Raw genomic sequence first — 15,531 nt, forward strand, 5'->3', positions numbered from 1 at the left:
CCTCCCAACGAATCACGACATCCTGTGTCGTGTATTTCGGTAAAGTCCTCGTATGCGCGCCGACCGGTTGGTCTCGCTGGTGCTGCTGCTGCGGCAGCACGGTCGGCTGTCCGCGGCCGCGCTGGCCCGCGAGCTGGAGGTATCCACCCGTACCGTGCTGCGCGACATCGAGGCGCTGTCCGCAGCCGGCGTCCCGGTCTACGCCGAACGCGGGCGGCACGGCGGTTTCGCGTTGTTGCCCGGTTTCCGGACCGAGCTCACCGGACTGAACCACGACGAGGCCCTTGCCCTGCTGGTCGCCGGATCGCGGCGCGGCGCGCAGGCGTTCGGCCTCGGCTCGGCGCTCGCATCGGCGATGCTCAAGGTGGTTGACGCGCTACCCGAAAGCTATCGGGACACCGCGGCAGGCGCGGCCGAGCGATTGCTCATCGATCCGGAGACCGACCTCCTATCGCGTCGGCTGGTCGCTGAGGAGGTCCCCGACGCCATAGTGGCCGAGGTCCTGCGCGCCGTGTTCGCCGGACACAGGCTGCAGATCCACTACGCGGCTGTGGACCAGACCCCGGAGTGGCGCACGGTGGACCCGATCGGCCTGGTCACCGTACGCGACCGGGGCTACTTGCTGGCCACGAAGTCCGGCGCGGACCGCACCTACCGGCTGTCCCGGATCTTGGCCGCCAAGCAACTCGCCGAACCCGCCCAGCGACCGGACCGGGTCGATCTCGGCCGGGTCTGGCAGGAACGCAGCACGCGGTTTCGGACCGGCGGCGACCAAGTCGCCGTGCTGGTACGGGTGGACCCGGCGCGGCGGGAGGACCTGGTGAGCACCGCGCTGGCCGTCCGCGCCGAGGAATCCGACCCAGACGGCTGGCTGCGGCTTGAGGTGACCTTCCAAGATCCGAGGCACGCCGAGTGGGCGCTGTGGCAGCTCACCACGAACGCGGAAGCCCTGGCCCCGCAGTGGTTGCGCAACTCCCTGCGCAACCGCGCCGCCGCGATCGCCACCCGCTACGCAGCCTCATCCTGAGAGTTGTCGCCTTCTACGGCCGCCGCCGACGCGCTTCCTCAGAACGAGGTTAGGCTTACCTAAGCATTCTGATGAAGGGAACCATTTATGGCGACGACCGAACCGGCACGGCGCGCACCCCGGGCGACCACCGGCGTGGTGGAGCGCACCGAGCGGCTGACCCCGCACATGATCCGGGTGGTGCTCGGCGGTGAGGGGCTCGCCGGTTTCGAGGCGGGCGAGTTCACCGACCACTACGTGAAGCTGCTGTTCCCGCTGCCGGGAGCGGCCTATCCGGAGCCGTTCGACATGGCGGTGATCCGGGCCGAGTTGCCCCGCGACCAGTGGCCGAAGACCCGGACCTACACCGTCCGGGCCTGGGACCCGGAGGCGCGGGAGCTGACCATCGACTTCGTCTACCACGGGGACGAGGGACTGGCCGGGCCCTGGGCGCTGCGCGCCCGGCCGGGCGACGTGATCCACTTCCTGGGCCCCGGCGGGGCGTACGCGCCGAGCGCGGAGGCGGACTGGCACCTGCTGGCCGGGGACGAGAGTGCGCTCCCGGCGATCGGCGCCGCACTGGAGCGGCTCCCCGCAGGGACGCCCGCCCGGGTGTTCGTGGAGGTGGAGGGCCCGGAGGAGGAGCAGAAGCTGCAGACAGGGGGCGATGCGGAGATCGTGTGGCTGCACCGCCGCGGCGCGCAGGTGGGCGAGGCGCTGGTGCGAGCGGTGCGGGAGCTGGAGTTCCCCGAGGGCGTCGTGCACGCCTTCGTCCACGGCGAGGCGAACTTCGTCAAGGAACTGCGGCGATACCTGCGGGTGGAGCGCGGCCTGCCGCTGGAGTCGTTGTCGATTTCCGGCTACTGGCGGCGGGGACGTGACGAGGACGGCTGGCAGTCCTCCAAGCGGGAGTGGAACCGCAGCATGGAGGAAGAGGAGTCCGCCGCCCTCGGCGGCTGACAACGGCCACGCGGCCCGGTCTTCGCGCAAGCACCCGAAGGGCAAACAGAGGACAACCGGCGTCAGCGGGAAACCGATGCCCGGAAGATCGGCCCTCTCATGAAGAGCCGGCGTCGCGCAGGATCGGTGCGTAGGCGACCGCGTACAGAGTCGCGAGCATCCAGGGCGCCTCGGACCCGGCGCGTTCGAGCGCGCGGACGTCGGGGTGGCGGCCGATGGCCTGTGCCGCCGCACCGGCGTCCGGAGGCGGACACTACCGGCCACATGGCGGGCGCGGCGAACGGGGACACATCAGGCGGGTGCACGCGGTGCCGGGCTGTTTTAGATCCGCGTTACGCGCTCGCGGCTATGGTGACGCCCGACGATGTCTCGGGGAGCGGTCTCGGGAGTGCCCATGTCACAGCGAAAGGTGAAGCGCATGCGCGCCGCCATGCGGCGCGAGGAAGCCATGCGGCGCGAGGAGCGCAGACGGCTGACGCGCAGGGTGACGTACGCCACCGCCGCGGTCGTGGCGGTGGTGGCCGTCGCGACCGGGGTGCTGGTCTTCATCTCCGCCGGAGCGCCGGACACGGCGACGCCCGTCGCGAACGCCTCGCCGCAGCCGTCCGCCTCGGCCACGAAAGCAGCCACGGGATCGGCCACGGGGTCGGCCACGGGGTCGGCGGCGAACTCGGCCACGCCGTCGGCGCCCGTGTCGCCCGTGTCGCCCGTGTCGCCGTCAGCCGGCACCTCACGTGAGGCGACGGCATCCGGCCGATGACGCGGCCCGGAGCACCGAGCCCGGCACGGTGACCGGGCGGGGGTTCACCGCGCCCGGGCAGGGATGCACCGCGTCGGCCTCCTCCTGCCCGCCCGTGGACGTGCGCCGCGCCGGCCTTCCCCCCTCCGCGCGTGGACGGGCGACCCGGCCTACCCGACGACGCCGGAGACGCTGGGCGGCCAGATGCCGACGTTCAGGAGCCGGTGCGCGTAGAAGTAGGCCACGAGCTGACTGCGGTTGCTGCACGCGAACTGGACGAGCAGCTTGCTGATGCGCTCCGCCACGGTGTACCGGCTGAGGTGCATCTCGCGGGCGATCCTCGTCGTCGTATAGCCCCTGGCCAGCATGACGATCAGCCACCTGTCGCGATCATTTATCAGGCCGTCGGAAACAAGGTCCATGTGCAGTCCCGGGTCGGATCGCCGTTCGACTGAAGGGAGCCTGGTAGGGGTCCCTTTTGCGCGACCCTAGAAAGGGGCGCTTAACGATCGGTATGGCTTGACCATGGCCCCGGTTATGGTCCTCTCGGCCACGCCGGTAGCCCACGTTTGTGGGGTTGTGTTACCTGCTCGTCCCCGGCTCATACTCGACCTGCGACGCGTTCCGGTCAGGCCGGGGACGAGCGGAGAGCCGCTCACATCGCTCGGGAGCAGACCGACAGCGGGAGGGCGAAGTGAAGGGCAGGCTGTGTTGAGAGATGTCGTGACGGCCGTGGGGCTCACCAAACGCTATCGAGGCAGCGAGAGACCGGCCGTGGACGACGTCTCCTTCGAGATCGCCGAGGGGGAGACCGTCGGACTCCTGGGCCCCAACGGCGCCGGCAAGACGACACTGATCAAAATGATCTGCGGAGTCACCACCCCCACCTCCGGTGAGATCCGGGTCTTCGACGCCGATCCGGTGCGCCAGCCCGTCCTCGCGAAGAGCGGCATCGGGGCGATGCACCAGACCGGTCCGTTCGACATGATGCTGCCGGCGCTCGACAACCTGCGGATCGCCGCCCGGTTCCGCGGGCTGCGGTGGCGCGACGTGCGGCCGTGGGCGTTGGAGGTGGCGGACTTCCTCGGCCTCACCGGTGCGATGCAGCGCCTGGTCTTCCAGATGTCGGGCGGCCAGCGGCAGCGGTTGCAACTGGTGCGGGCGCTGCTCACCATCCCGCAGCTGCTCATCCTCGACGAGCCCTCCGCCGGCCTGGACGTCGCGGGGCGGCGCCAGGTCGAGCGCTTCGTGACGTGGCTGCGCGAGGAGCACGGCGTGACCGTGCTGTGGACCAGCCACCACATCGACGAACTGGAGCGCAACAGCCAACGCGTCCTCGTCATCGACCGCGGGAAGGTGCTGCGCTTCGCCAAGCCGCGCGAACTCGTGGAGGAGTTCGGCAGCACCCACCTGCTGGTGACCGTCGAGGACCCCGCCTCTGGCGGTCTCGTGGCCGCCTGGGCGGAGTCCACGGGGCTGCGGGCCAAGGCCGAGGACGACGAGGTGCGCATCGACGACGCGAACGCGCGCGACGTGCTGCCGGAGCTGTCCCGATACTGCCAGGACCACGCGATCGCGATCACCGGAGTGTCGACCGCCGTGGACTCGCTTGAGGAGGTCTTCCTCCGGATGACCGGGAACGAGGGCTGACGATGGCCGCCGGGCTGCACTTCCACACCGCGCCCCCCGCCCGGACCGCGAGGGCGGCGGACCTGTCCGCGGTGCTCTACCGGGAGTACGCGCTACTGGCTCGCAACCGGGTCTACCTCATCCTCGGCCTGACGCCGATGCTGGTGTACCTGCTGCTGGTGAACACCTCGCTGAGCAACCTCGTCAGGGTCGTCGACTACAAGGGCGTCAGCGTGGGGTTCGCGGTCTTCCTGCTCCCCATGACGCTGGCGATGTCGGTCGTCAGCGCGGCGGGCACGTCCGCGATGGCCGTGTTCCAGGAGGAGATGAGCGGGGTGGCCACGCAGTTGTGGTCGTACCCCATGCGCAGGTCGCGCTTCCTGCTCGGCAAGATGATCGCCGGAGTGTCGCTCGTGCTGGGGCAGACCCTGCTGGGCCTCGCCGTCGCGGCGATCATGTTCAACCTTCCGTTCGGCCCGGAGAACTGGTTCGGGCTGCTGACGGCGCTCACGCTGTCGGCTCTGGCCCTCAACGGGCTGTACCTGGCGGCCGCGATCACGATCACGGACTACCAGGCCTTCATGGTGCTGTCGAACGTGTCGATGCCCGTTCTCGTCTTCAGCGCCCCGTCGATGTACACCACCGAGAGCATGCCCACCGTGCTGCAGTGGATCTCCGTGGTCAACCCGCTGACGTACGCGATCAACGGCATGCGGGACGCCGCGGTCTTCGGTTTCGGCGAGGCATGGGTGGACCTGCTCGTGCTGGCGGTCATGGCGGTCGTCGGCTACGCCGTGGGTGGCCGGGCCCTGCTCAACCGCGCCGGCAACATCTGAGCCAGGAACATCCGAGCCGGCAACATCTGAGCGCACCATCCGACCCCGCCGGCTCGATCCCGGCACCTCACCTCGACCAGGGCAAGGGGACGATGCGGACAGACACCTCCTCCCACTCATGGATCCTCTCCCTTTCCGACCAGTCGAAGGTCCGGTTGCCGGGGACGGACCGGGCCCGGGACCCTGCCGCCTCGCTGGAGATGGCCGGCCGTGCCGCGCGCAGGGCCGGGGTCACCCGGGTCGCGGACATCACGATGCTCGACACCCTGGGCATCCCGACGTTCCAGGCGATAAGGCCAACCGCCCGGACCCTCGCCGTCTCCCAGGGCAAGGGCGTCACCCCCGACCTGGCGAAGCTGTCGGCGATGATGGAGGCCATCGAGCTCTGGCACGCGGAGCAGCCCATGCGGCCGGTCACGACGGCCTCCCCCCGCGAGGTGGCCGGGAAGCTGGGCTACGACGTCCACGCTCTGCCGCTGTGCACGCCGACCCTGCTGCACGACGGCCTGCCGGTGGTCTGGGTCGCCGCCAAGTCGCTGGTCGACGGGTCGCAGGCCCTCGTGCCGAGGGACGTGGTGGAGTTCACCCTCGTGCGCAGGACGGGCTGGAACCCGCCGGCGTTCTTCTCCTCGACCAATGGCCTGGCCAGCGGGAACACGCAGGCGGAGGCCGTCCTGCACGCGTTGTACGAGGTGATCGAGCGGGACGCGGTGACGGGCTTCGTGACCGGCGGCGACCGGGGTGTCCGGGTCGACCCGCGCTCGCTCGGGTCGCCGGTCGTCGACGACCTGTGCGTGACCATGGAGCGGGCCGGGGTCCGCCTGGAAGCGAGGTCCCTGACCTCGCCCACCGGGCTGCCGTGCTTCGTCGCCCGGATCACCTGCGACGACTATCCTCCGCCGTTCCTGGGTTTCGGCTGCCATCTGAGCTCGGAGATCGCGCTCAGCCGCGCCCTCACCGAGGCCGCGCAGGCCAGGCTGGGCTACGTCTCGGGCGCGCGTGACGACCTGCGGCCCGACATCCAGGACGACCTGGCCGCCAAGCGCCGGCCGGAGCCGGCGCAGGAGGCCGGAGCGCCGATATCGCCCATGCACGCGCACGAGAGCCTGGTCGACGACCTGGAGGACGTGGTGAAACGCGCCGCGGTCGCCTTCTCGCACGCGCCCCTCGTCGTCGACCTGACGAGGGAGGACATCGGAGTCCCGGTCGTCAGGGTGCTGGCGCCGGGGAGCCGCGTATGCCCAGAGGTCTTTTGATGAGCGAGGGTGTTCTGATGAGCTCGCCGAACGTGGTCGTCTACACCGGCCCGACGATCTCCCGTGACGAGGTCCTGAGCGTCATGCCACAGGCGCGGGTACGGCCGCCCGTGGCCCGGGGCGACCTCCTCGCCGAGACCTGGAGCCCGGACGACACCGCCGTCATCATCGACGGCTACTACCGCGAGCGGCTGTCGGTGGGCCACAAGGAGATCCTCTGGCTGCTCGACGAGGGCGTCCACGTCATCGGGGCGGCCAGCATGGGAGCGTTGCGCGCGGCGGAGCTGAGCCCGTACGGCATGAGCGGCGCAGGGACCGTGTTCGACATGTACGCGACCGGCGAGGTCGACGGGGACGACGAGGTCGCCGTGGTGCACGGACCGGCCGAGCGGGGATACCCGGCCGGGACGGTGGCGCTGGTCAACATCCGGTACGGCTGTCGCGAGGGCGCGCGGACGGGCCTGATCCCGGCGGTGGCAGGGGAGCGGATCGTGCGGGCCGCGAAGGCGCTGCCCTTCATGCGGCGGACCTGGCGCGAGCTGGACGCGGCGGCCGACTCCGGCGACCGCGGCCATCTCGGCACGCTGGAGCGGCGGATCGGCACGGGCGAGTGGGACGTCAAGCGGCTGGACGCGATGGCGGCGCTGCGGGCGGTCGGCGAGCGCCGCGGCGAGAGGTCCGCGGACTGGGCGGCCGACACGGCGCTGACGGGGATCACCCACTACGAGGCGCTCAAATGGCGGTCGAGGCGTGAGTACGCGCCCGGCAGGTGGATGACCGATCTCGACGTCGTGAACGCGGGGCGGCTGTTCGGCGACGACTACCCCCGCCTGCACGAGGAGGCGCTGATCGGCCTGCTGACGGACTTCGCCGCGGCTCAAGGCCTCGGCCTGGAGGCGTACGCCCGTGCCGGGCTCGGGGTCGCCGAGCCCGCCGCCCTGCCGCCCGCCCTCGCGTCGTGGCTCACGGAAACGGAGCTCGCCGCCCTGCCGGTCGCCGAGCAGCTGCGGCTGGTCATGGTGCGGGTCTGGCCGATCTGGCAGTCGGAGGACTGGAGGCCGGTCGTCCTGGAACGGGTCAGGGAGTCGGTCCACTGGCACGAGTGGGCCGATATCGTCGCCCGCGCCGACGAGGCGGCGGAGCGGACCCGCGGCAGGCTCGCCGTCCCGCCGCCGGAGATCTGCGCGAAGATCTTCCTGCGCCACTGGCACCGCAAGGGGACCTCGGCGGAGGTGGAGTTGGCCCGGCGGGGCTTCACCGGCATGCAGGAGCTGGGACACACCGTCAGGAGGTTCTTCGCCCTCTACGTCCAGAACGCGCGTGCCGCCGAGCGGTGAGCCGACGAGTGAGCGGAGCGGTGGGCCGAGGGACGAGGCCGCCTGCGTGGCGAATGAGGAGGGGAGCGCGACCATGAGCACGGGAGCCGCTGACGCCGGCCGGGTGCGCCCCGGCGCACGGCCGTGTCCAGAACCGTCGGCGCGCCCCGCGAGGAGAGGGCCATGACCGCGACCACGCTCGAGCAGCCGTTCGACCCGGCCGCCGCGCGGCATCGTCCGAACCCCCACCCGCTGTTCCACCGCATGCGCGAGCACGCGCCGGTCTACCGGTACGTGAGCCCGGCGAGCGGCCGGGTGCTGTGGTACCTGACGCGGTACGCCGACGTGCAGCGCGCGCTGCTCGACCCGGACGTCGGGCGTCAGCTCGACCGGCTGCCCCCCGATCTCGCCGCGCCGCACCGCCGGGCGGAGAGCCGCGACCCGCTGGCCATGCTGCGGCGCAACGTGTTCCATCTCGACCCGCCCGACCACACCCGTATACGCCGGCTGATGGCGCCGGCCTTCGGCACCCGTACGGTGGCCGTGCTGGAGCGGCACGTCCACCGGGTCGCCGGCGAACTGGTGGACGGCATGGCGGCCGCCGGAGGCGGGGCCGACCTGATCCGGGACCTGGCGCTGCCGCTGCCGATCCTGGTCGTCGCCGAGCTGCTCGGCCTGCCCTTCGAGGACCGCGCCCGGCTGCGCGGGTGGAGCGACGAGATCGTGGGCAGCGGGGATCCGCTCCGGGTGCGCCGCGCCGGCATGGAGTTCATGGCGTACGCCAACGAGAGGATCGACGAGCGGCGGGCGCACCGGGGGGAGGACCTGCTGTCCCGGCTCGCCGAGGCGGAGCGGGCGGGTGGGATCAGCCGCGTCGAACTGATCTCCAGCGTGTTCCAGCTGCTGCTCGCCGGGGACGAGACGACGGTCAACCTGATCGGGAACGGCGTGCTGGAGCTGCTGCGGCACCCACGCGAGCTTGAGCGGCTGCGCGTGCGCCCGGAGCTGATTGGGTCGATGGTCGAGGAGGCGCTGCGGTACAACGGCCCGGTCGGGCACTCCCGGCCGCTGTACGCCCTCGCCGACGTCGAGATCGGCGGGACCGTGATCCCCCGCGGGGACATCGTGGTGCCGGTGCTGCTGGCGGCCAACCGCGACCCGGCGGTCTTTCCCCGGCCGGACGTCTTCGACATCGGCCGCAGCCCGAACCGCCACCTGGGCTTCGGCCACGGCGTCCACTTCTGCCTCGGCGCGGCGCTGGCGCGGCTGCAGGCCGCGGCCGCGATCGGCGCGCTGGTGCGCCGCTTCCCCGAGATCGCCCTGGCGGTCGATCCCGCCGACCTCGAGTGGACGCCCGACCTGTTCCTGCACGGGGTGCGCCGCCTCCCCCTGCGTTTGCGCGCTCGCCAGACACCTGTCAGACGCCGAAAGGAGCCGGCCCATGAGTGACCGAGCGCGAGGCCTCGCGGGGTACGCGAACCTGTCCCGGATGGCCTTCGGCTACGCGTCCTCGCAGATCCTCTACGCGGCCGTCCGGCTCGGCGTGCCGGATCTGCTGGCGCAGGGGGACGTACCGGTGACGCGGCTCGCCGAGGCGACCGAATCGGACCCGCGCGCGCTGGGCCGGCTGCTGCGCGCGCTGGTGGTGCTGGGCGTGGCGGAGGAGGGGGAGCCCGGGTGGTTCGGGCTGACGGAGCAGGGGCAGCCGCTGCGCGCCGACCACCCGTGGTCGATGCGCTCCAGCCTCCTGCTGCTCGGCGACCCCGACACCTGGCGGGCGTGGGGGGCGCTGACCCACAGCGTCCGGACCGGTGAGGCGGCGTGGGACCACGTGCACGGCAGGCCGCTGTTCGACCACCTCGCCCGCCACCCGGAGCTGTCGGCGGTGTTCAACAGGGCGATGCGCGAGGGCACAGAACAGATCGCGCCCGCGCTCCCCAGGGCGTACGACTTCACCGGCGCCCACACCGTGGTCGACGTCGGCGGCGGGAACGGATCGCTGCTGGTCGCGGTGCTGGCCGCGACCCCGGGCATCAAGGGAATCCTGTTCGACACCGCCGAGGGGGTCGCGGGCGCCGCAGAGGAGCTCCGGCGGGCGGGGCTGTCCGACCGGTGCTCCATCGAGGCCGGCGACTTCTTCGAGGCGGTGCCCGAGGGCGACGTCATGCTGGTGAAGGGCGTCCTGCACGACTGGGACGACCGGCGCTGCATCGCTCTTCTGCGCAGTTGCCGCAGGTCTATAGCGGCGGACGGCCGCCTGCTCGTGCTGGAGCCGGTCATGCCGTCCGGCCTGGGCACGCCGGAGGCGGCGGGGGCCGTCATGAGCGACATCGCCATGCTCGTCTACACCGGCGGCCGGGAACGCGGCATGACCGAGTTCCGGGACCTGTTCGCCGCGGCCGGCTTCGAGCCGGCCGAGGTCACGCCCCCGCTGGGGGGCTCGGCGATCCGGGCCCTCGTCGCGAAGCCGGCCTGAGCTCCGCCCCCGGACCGCGCTGTGAACCCGTGAGGCGGGCACGGCTTTCAGCGGGCGCGGGCTTTCAGCGGGTGCGGGCTTTCAGCGACGGAGTTCAGCGGGTGCGGACTCAGCTGGGTCGCGGCGGCGAACCGCGAGCGCCGCCACGCGGCCAGGGCCGGGTACTGCCCGATCGCCTCCTCACCGGTGAGAAGGGGCTCCGGCCGCCCGGTCAGCACCCGGGCGATCTCCGACCTGTCCGTCGCGGTGTCGCCGGAGATCAACGTCTGGACGCCGAAGAAGTCGGCGGCGAGCCGCGGGCTGCTCAGCTTCGCCTGGGCCAGGCGGGCGCGGATCTCGCGTTCGAACGCGTTGGGCTCCCGTCGCGGCGCACCGTCGAGGCCGGCCCGCTCTGTGACCCCCTCCCCGGCCCGCTCCGTGACCCCCTCCCCGGCCCGCTCCGTGACCCCCTCCCCGGCCCGCTCTGTGACCCGCTCTCCGTCCTGCTCGATCGCCATCCGCCAGGACCGCTCGGCCTCGGCCGCGAGGGCGGCCTGGAGCCCGGCGAACAGGGACGGGCCGAGCCCGTGCCGTGCCAGCTCCTCGCGCAGCCGGAGCGCGCCGAGCGCGGCGACCGACATCCCGTGCGAGTGGACGGGATTCACCGCGACGGCCGCGTCGCCGACGACGGCGAAACCGGCGGGCAGGCGAGCCCGCTCGAAGAACCGCCTCCTGTTGACGGTGTCGCGGTACGGCCGGACGACGCCGAGGGGGGTGGCCTCCGCCATGAGGTCCGCCACGATCGGGTGGCGCAGCGAGCGCGCGAAGGCCGTGAAGCCCTGCTCGTCCGTCGGCGGCTCGCCGCCCCGGGTGCCGGTCAGCGTCACGATCCACCGGCCGTCCTCGACGGGGAACAACGTCGCCCCCCGCGCCGGCTGCCCCTTCGCCGTCCCCGGGTGCAGCATGATCGCCGGGATCGCGGCGGCCAGGTCGCCGGGCGCCTGGTAGAGGCGCGTCGCGTAGGCCAGCCCGGTGGCGACCGACACCTCCTCGACGTCCCCGGCACCGATCTGGGCGAGCCACCGGGGCGACTGCGAGCGGCGTCCCGTCGCGTCGACGACGAGGTCCGCGCGTACGGTCTCGGGCGGGGCGCCCCGCCGGCTGACCGAGACGCCGGTGATCCGGGCCTCGTCTCCGGTGAGCCCGAGCGCCCGCGTGTCCTCCCAGACCTCGACGTCGCCGCCGCCGAGCGCCCGCCGCCGCACCACCTGGTCCAGCAGTCCACGGGTGCAGGAGATCAGGTGGGCGTCGGTGTGGAGACGGCGAAACCAGCCGTCGGCGGAGTAGATGAGGGCGTCGCCGGGCAGGCCCCGCAGGTGGGCGCCGTTCGCGAGCAGGGCGTCGACCGTTCCGGGCAGCAACGCGTCCAGCGCCCGCGCGCCGCCGGCCACGAGCACGTGACTGTGGTGCGACTGGGGCAGCCCCCGCCGCGGGCGCGGACCGGACGGGTAGCGGTCGCCTTCGATCAGCACCACCTCGTCCGCGTGCCCGGCGAGCACAGTCGCGGCGAGCACGCCCGCGAGGCCACCGCCGAGGACGACCGCCCTGCTCATCGGGCGAGGCCAGGCGGACGTGCGACCGGCGGACACGCGACCGGTGGACGCGGGGCCCGCGAACGCGTCACGACAGCGACTCTTCCTTGACCGCGGGCTCCTCGGCCGGGGTCTCCTCGATGAGGCCCTGCTCGATCATCGCGCCGATGAACTCCTCGACGTCGTCCACGATGCGCCTGCTCATCGCGGAGTTGCTGCCTGCGAACTCGCGGGACAGCTTGAACATGACCGGCTCCCGTTCGCCGTCGCTCGCCACCAGCCTCCATATCCGGGAGCCGGTGTCGTTCAGGCTGTGGAAGTCGCCCGTTTCGGTGTTGTAGAGCGAGACGCCCTCCCCGGTCTCCTGCCAGATCACGGCCTCACTGATCCGCAGTGACACATCGACCTCCTCTATACCGGCGTGATGGGAAGCAACTCGCCGACCCTGACGGTGCCGCGCGAGGGGGGAACATAGGTCTTCCAGTCGTCGAAGACGGGATGGACGTCGCCGTCGACGACCAGGCGGGGTGTCGTCATCTCGCGCTCGTCGGCGGCGAGCTCCGCCGGGCTGACACCGGCCTCGAGCCACAGCTGCGTGGCGATGCCGTGCCGCAGGATCCGGCACTGGTGGCGGCTGTTGCGCCGCAGGTCCCCGGACTCCGCCATGTGCGCGGCCCGGCATCCGCCGCCGCAGGACGCCTTGATGTAGCACTTCGCGCAGTCGGCATGGTAGTCGCCGCCGAGCACGGTGCTGGTGCGCATCCCACGCAGGAGCGGCCCGGCGAAGATCTCCGACAGCGGCTGCCGCCGTACGTTGCCCGCGTGGTGCGACCGTCCGGTGACGAGCTTGCACGGATACACGTCGCCCAGCGAGTTGATGTAGATCTCGTTGCCGCCCATCCCGCAGTTGGCCTTCACCGAGCACGGCGTGATCGGCCGCGGGCCGTCCGGCAACAGCTTTCCTGCGGCCGGAGACGTCCAGGTGATCTGCTGGATCCGCATGTGGTCTTCCCAGCCGAAGTCGTACTCGTCGGTCTCGCCCCGGCCCAGGTCGTTGTGGTACATCAGCCGGATGCTGTGGACCTCGAGCCCCTCGGCGAACCTCGCGAAGTCCTCCAGCTCGTCCACGTTGTCGGAGGTGACGATGTGGTTGATCCGCGGCACCACACCGGCGTCGTTGAGCAGCCGCAGCGCGCGGTAGGTCCGGGCGAAGGAGCCGGCGCCGCGGGTGCGGTCGTGGGTCTCGGCCGTTCCGCCGTCGACGCTCACCGTGACCATGCCGAACAGCTCGGCGAAGCGCTTGGCCTGCGCGGGCGTCCTGATCATCGTGGCGTTGGTGACGATGTTCGACGTCAGTCCGCTGTCGTTGGCGTACTCCACGATCCGGAACAGGTCCTTGCGGAGCATGGGCTCGCCGCCGGTGAAGATCATGGTCTTCGCCCCGATGGCGGCGACCTGGGAGACCAGGCCGAGCGACTCGTCGGTGGTGAGCTCCCCGGGCAGGCACTTCTCCGAGGAGGCGTAGCAGTACGGGCAGCGGAGGTTGCAGCCGTCGGTGATCGCGTAATACACCTGGCGGAGCGCCGGCTCCTTGATGCTGAGTTTCGGGCGGTTCCCGTTGTAGTAGACGATGCAGTTCAGGATGAGCTTGGCGAGGGTCCGCTCGGTCTCGCCGGTCTCGTCGGTCTCGCCGAGGGGGGCCGGCTCCCCGCTCGCCCGGGGACGGGCCAGGGCCGCCAGGACGGCGAACTCACGCGCGTCGAGGACGATCCGGCCGCCCACCTGCGGGTTGAGGACCAGGTACGTCCCATCGTGCACGAAGTAGGTCAGGTCTGCCGGTACGTCGATCAACGAGCGGTTCCGGGCGAGTTTCCCAGGCATCATTCCCCTTTACGCTCAGCCGCAGGTGCGGCCCCAGACTCTGTGGGTGACGCGCGGCCGGAGCCGCACCCGCGAAACCGTCCTGACTAGTCCGCCCCGGACCCGGAGCCCGACCAGGCTCCGCACAGGCACTTGCCCTCGACCGGCACGGTGTGGGCCTCCACCTCGGGCCGGGACCACTCGCCGCCGGCGCCGGCGTGCGCCAGCACACCGGGCAGCGCGGCGGGGAGCTTGTCCTTGAGCGAGATGAGCAGGGCGACTTCCTCCCGGGTCAAGGTGGCGAACGCCTCCTCGACTTCGGCGGCCAGCGGGCTGTTCAGGATGCCGGCTTCACGCAGAGCTTCCCTCGGATCGAAGGCCATGCCTTCACCTCTCTGTCTGACGGGAATGCGGTGTATGTCGAGTATGTGCTGGTGAGAAGTGGGTGAGACAACCCCACAAACGTGGGCTAGCCGCGATCGGCGGCGAGGTCGTCAGGCCTCAGGGACGCCGTCCCCGAGCATCCGGGCCAGCACGGTGTCCGGATCCTCGGCGCGGAAAGCCGGGCACGAACGGCGGCTGGTCCAGCGTGGCGTGGTCGGTGGGCGTGCCCAGGCGTACCACCGGTCTGCCCTCAGCAGACATAGCGACAGGTCGCGGGGCTGCGGCGGATACAACTGCGCCATGAGTGTTTCACCGAGCACGAGTTACCGGGATCGGCTGAACGAGAAGCTGTTCCAGCAACGGACCCTGTTGCTGACCGGAGAGGTCGACGACGAGATGGCCGAGCGGGTGTGCGCCGAGATGGTGCTGCTGGCGTCGGCGGATCCCGAACGCGACATCATCCTGTACATCAATTCGCCGGGAGGGTCGGTGCTGGCCGGGCTGGCGATCTACGACACGATGAAGCTGGTGCCGAACGACGTGGTCACCGTCGCGCTGGGGATGGCGGCGAGCATGGGTCAGGTGCTGCTGGCGTCCGGCACCCACGGCAAGCGGATCAGCCTCGCGCACAGCCGGATCATGATGCACCAGCCGTCGGCGGGCATCGGCGGCACGGCGATCGACATCTCGATCCAGGCCGAGAACCTCAAGTACATGAAGCGGCAGTCCGAGGAGATCCTCGCCGCGGAGACGGGACGCACGATCGAGGAGATCTCCGCCGACAGCGACCGGGACCGCTGGTTCACCCCGGAGCAGGCCCGCGACTACGGGATGATCGACACGATCGTCGACTCCTTCCACAGCATCGCGCCGTACGCCGTTCCCAACCGGATGGGGTTCTCGTCATGAGCCAGTACACGATCCCGTACGTGGTCGAGAAGACCCCGGTGGGGGAGCGGTCGTTCGACATCTTCAGCCGGCTGCTCAACGAGCGCATCATCTTCCTCGGAACGGAGATCGACGACGGCGTCGCCAACGTCGTGATGGCACAGTTGCTGCACCTGGAGGCGGAGAGCCCGGACCAGGAGATCAACCTGTACATCAACTCCCCGGGCGGCTCGTCGACCGCGATGCTCGCGATCTACGACACCATGCAGTTCATCCGCGCGAAGGTCGCGACGTACTGCATGGGCCAGGCGGCCTCCGCCGCCGCGGTGCTGTTCGCCGCCGGCGCCCCCGGACGGCGGTTCATGCTCGGCCACTCCCGCGTGCTGCTGCACCAGCCGTCCACGCAGGGGCAGGGCACGATCTCCGACCTGACCCTGCAGGCGGCCGAGGTGATGCGCGTGCGCGCGCAGACCGAGGAGATCCTCAGCCGTCACACCGGGGTCGACGTCGCAAGGCTGCGCGAGGACACCGACAGGGACCGCGTCTTCAGCGCTCGCGAGGCCGTCGAGTACGGCCTCGCCGACGAGCTGATCATGACCCGCGAGTAGCG

Annotated in this window: 16 protein-coding genes; 10 read left to right on the forward strand and 6 right to left on the reverse strand. The window is 71.3% G+C overall.

What is annotated here, in order from left to right:
- Positions 1–52 precede the first annotated feature (52 nt).
- A complete protein-coding gene (locus tag HHX35_RS30810; RefSeq protein ID WP_182902185.1) occupies positions 53–1,027 on the forward strand; it encodes a YafY family protein in 975 nt (324 codons plus the stop codon).
- An 87-nt stretch (positions 1,028–1,114) separates the two neighbouring features.
- A complete protein-coding gene (locus HHX35_RS30815; RefSeq protein WP_182902186.1) occupies positions 1,115–1,966 on the forward strand; it encodes a siderophore-interacting protein in 852 nt (283 codons plus the stop codon).
- Positions 1,967–2,287: 321 nt separating this feature from the next.
- Here the strand turns inward: HHX35_RS30815 and HHX35_RS30820 are convergent, their stop codons facing one another.
- Together HHX35_RS30820 and HHX35_RS30825 are read right to left on the reverse strand one after the other, a co-directional pair.
- On the reverse strand, positions 2,288–2,695 hold the full coding sequence (locus HHX35_RS30820) for a hypothetical protein (RefSeq protein ID WP_182902187.1): 408 nt from the start codon (positions 2,693–2,695) through the stop codon (positions 2,288–2,290).
- A gap of 180 nt (positions 2,696–2,875) precedes the next feature.
- A complete protein-coding gene (locus HHX35_RS30825) occupies positions 2,876–3,127 on the reverse strand; it encodes a LuxR C-terminal-related transcriptional regulator (protein ID WP_139577711.1) in 252 nt (83 codons plus the stop codon).
- Positions 3,128–3,437: 310 nt separating this feature from the next.
- On the opposite strand from HHX35_RS30825, the gene HHX35_RS30830 reads away from it, so the two are divergent.
- From HHX35_RS30830 to HHX35_RS30855, 6 genes are all read left to right on the forward strand, one after another.
- Positions 3,438–4,355, forward strand: a complete 918-nt coding sequence (locus HHX35_RS30830; RefSeq protein ID WP_220506102.1) for an ABC transporter ATP-binding protein — start codon at positions 3,438–3,440, stop codon at positions 4,353–4,355.
- 2 nt (positions 4,356–4,357) lie between these two features.
- A complete protein-coding gene (locus HHX35_RS30835; protein ID WP_182902188.1) occupies positions 4,358–5,170 on the forward strand; it encodes an ABC transporter permease in 813 nt (270 codons plus the stop codon).
- Between the two features lie 92 nt (positions 5,171–5,262).
- Positions 5,263–6,426, forward strand: a complete 1,164-nt coding sequence (locus tag HHX35_RS30840; protein WP_182902189.1) for a YcaO-like family protein — start codon at positions 5,263–5,265, stop codon at positions 6,424–6,426.
- The gene (locus HHX35_RS30845; protein ID WP_182902190.1) at positions 6,426–7,763 is read left to right on the forward strand and encodes a TfuA-like protein; all 1,338 of its coding nucleotides are present in this window, start codon (positions 6,426–6,428) and stop codon (positions 7,761–7,763) included. The genes HHX35_RS30840 and HHX35_RS30845 overlap by 1 nt, the downstream gene beginning before the upstream one ends.
- A 162-nt stretch (positions 7,764–7,925) precedes the next feature.
- Positions 7,926–9,191 (forward strand): cytochrome P450, encoded by a 1,266-nt coding sequence (locus HHX35_RS30850; protein WP_182902191.1) that lies wholly within the window; start codon positions 7,926–7,928, stop codon positions 9,189–9,191.
- A complete protein-coding gene (locus HHX35_RS30855) occupies positions 9,184–10,218 on the forward strand; it encodes a methyltransferase (RefSeq protein ID WP_182902192.1) in 1,035 nt (344 codons plus the stop codon). The genes HHX35_RS30850 and HHX35_RS30855 overlap by 8 nt, the downstream gene beginning before the upstream one ends.
- A gap of 47 nt (positions 10,219–10,265) precedes the next feature.
- Here the strand turns inward: HHX35_RS30855 and HHX35_RS30860 are convergent, their stop codons facing one another.
- The 4 genes from HHX35_RS30860 to HHX35_RS30875 all read right to left on the reverse strand — a co-directional run bounded on the left by HHX35_RS30860 (position 10,266) and on the right by HHX35_RS30875 (position 14,032).
- Positions 10,266–11,810: an NAD(P)/FAD-dependent oxidoreductase gene (locus tag HHX35_RS30860; protein ID WP_182902193.1), complete on the reverse strand. Its 1,545-nt coding sequence runs from the start codon at positions 11,808–11,810 to the stop codon at positions 10,266–10,268.
- Positions 11,811–11,877: 67 nt separating this feature from the next.
- Positions 11,878–12,189, reverse strand: a complete 312-nt coding sequence (locus tag HHX35_RS30865) for a PqqD family protein (protein ID WP_182902194.1) — start codon at positions 12,187–12,189, stop codon at positions 11,878–11,880.
- An 11-nt stretch (positions 12,190–12,200) separates the two neighbouring features.
- Complete coding sequence (gene stsB / locus HHX35_RS30870) at positions 12,201–13,673, reverse strand: StsB family radical SAM/SPASM domain sactipeptide maturase (protein WP_396781152.1); 1,473 nt, start codon at positions 13,671–13,673, stop codon at positions 12,201–12,203.
- Positions 13,674–13,756: 83 nt separating this feature from the next.
- Positions 13,757–14,032 carry a StsA-related sactipeptide RiPP gene (locus tag HHX35_RS30875; RefSeq protein ID WP_139577725.1) on the reverse strand — a complete coding sequence of 92 codons (276 nt, stop codon included), beginning with the start codon at positions 14,030–14,032 and terminating at the stop codon, positions 13,757–13,759.
- 301 nt (positions 14,033–14,333) lie between these two features.
- On the opposite strand from HHX35_RS30875, the gene HHX35_RS30880 reads away from it, so the two are divergent.
- Complete coding sequence (locus HHX35_RS30880; RefSeq protein WP_182902195.1) at positions 14,334–14,942, forward strand: ClpP family protease; 609 nt, start codon at positions 14,334–14,336, stop codon at positions 14,940–14,942.
- On the forward strand, positions 14,939–15,529 hold the full coding sequence (locus HHX35_RS30885; RefSeq protein WP_139577727.1) for a ClpP family protease: 591 nt from the start codon (positions 14,939–14,941) through the stop codon (positions 15,527–15,529). Before HHX35_RS30880 ends, HHX35_RS30885 begins: the two co-directional genes overlap by 4 nt.
- Positions 15,530–15,531: the final 2 nt, after the last annotated feature.

The sequence above is a fragment of the Microbispora sp. H10830 genome, from assembly GCF_014161375.1.
Lineage (GTDB): Bacteria > Actinomycetota > Actinomycetes > Streptosporangiales > Streptosporangiaceae > Microbispora > Microbispora catharanthi.

Coding starts and splice junctions, on each gene's coding strand:
- HHX35_RS30825 (WP_139577711.1), bottom strand. CDS start 3,127: ATGGACCTTGTTTCCGACGGCCTGATAAATGATCGCGACAGGTGGCTG.
- HHX35_RS30810 (WP_182902185.1), top strand. CDS start 53: ATGCGCGCCGACCGGTTGGTCTCGCTGGTGCTGCTGCTGCGGCAGCAC.
- stsB (WP_396781152.1), bottom strand. CDS start 13,673: ATGATGCCTGGGAAACTCGCCCGGAACCGCTCGTTGATCGACGTACCG.
- HHX35_RS30850 (WP_182902191.1), top strand. CDS start 7,926: ATGACCGCGACCACGCTCGAGCAGCCGTTCGACCCGGCCGCCGCGCGG.
- HHX35_RS30835 (WP_182902188.1), top strand. CDS start 4,358: ATGGCCGCCGGGCTGCACTTCCACACCGCGCCCCCCGCCCGGACCGCG.
- HHX35_RS30845 (WP_182902190.1), top strand. CDS start 6,426: ATGAGCGAGGGTGTTCTGATGAGCTCGCCGAACGTGGTCGTCTACACC.
- HHX35_RS30880 (WP_182902195.1), top strand. CDS start 14,334: ATGAGTGTTTCACCGAGCACGAGTTACCGGGATCGGCTGAACGAGAAG.
- HHX35_RS30840 (WP_182902189.1), top strand. CDS start 5,263: ATGCGGACAGACACCTCCTCCCACTCATGGATCCTCTCCCTTTCCGAC.
- HHX35_RS30875 (WP_139577725.1), bottom strand. CDS start 14,032: ATGGCCTTCGATCCGAGGGAAGCTCTGCGTGAAGCCGGCATCCTGAAC.
- HHX35_RS30815 (WP_182902186.1), top strand. CDS start 1,115: ATGGCGACGACCGAACCGGCACGGCGCGCACCCCGGGCGACCACCGGC.
- HHX35_RS30860 (WP_182902193.1), bottom strand. CDS start 11,810: ATGAGCAGGGCGGTCGTCCTCGGCGGTGGCCTCGCGGGCGTGCTCGCC.
- HHX35_RS30885 (WP_139577727.1), top strand. CDS start 14,939: ATGAGCCAGTACACGATCCCGTACGTGGTCGAGAAGACCCCGGTGGGG.
- HHX35_RS30855 (WP_182902192.1), top strand. CDS start 9,184: ATGAGTGACCGAGCGCGAGGCCTCGCGGGGTACGCGAACCTGTCCCGG.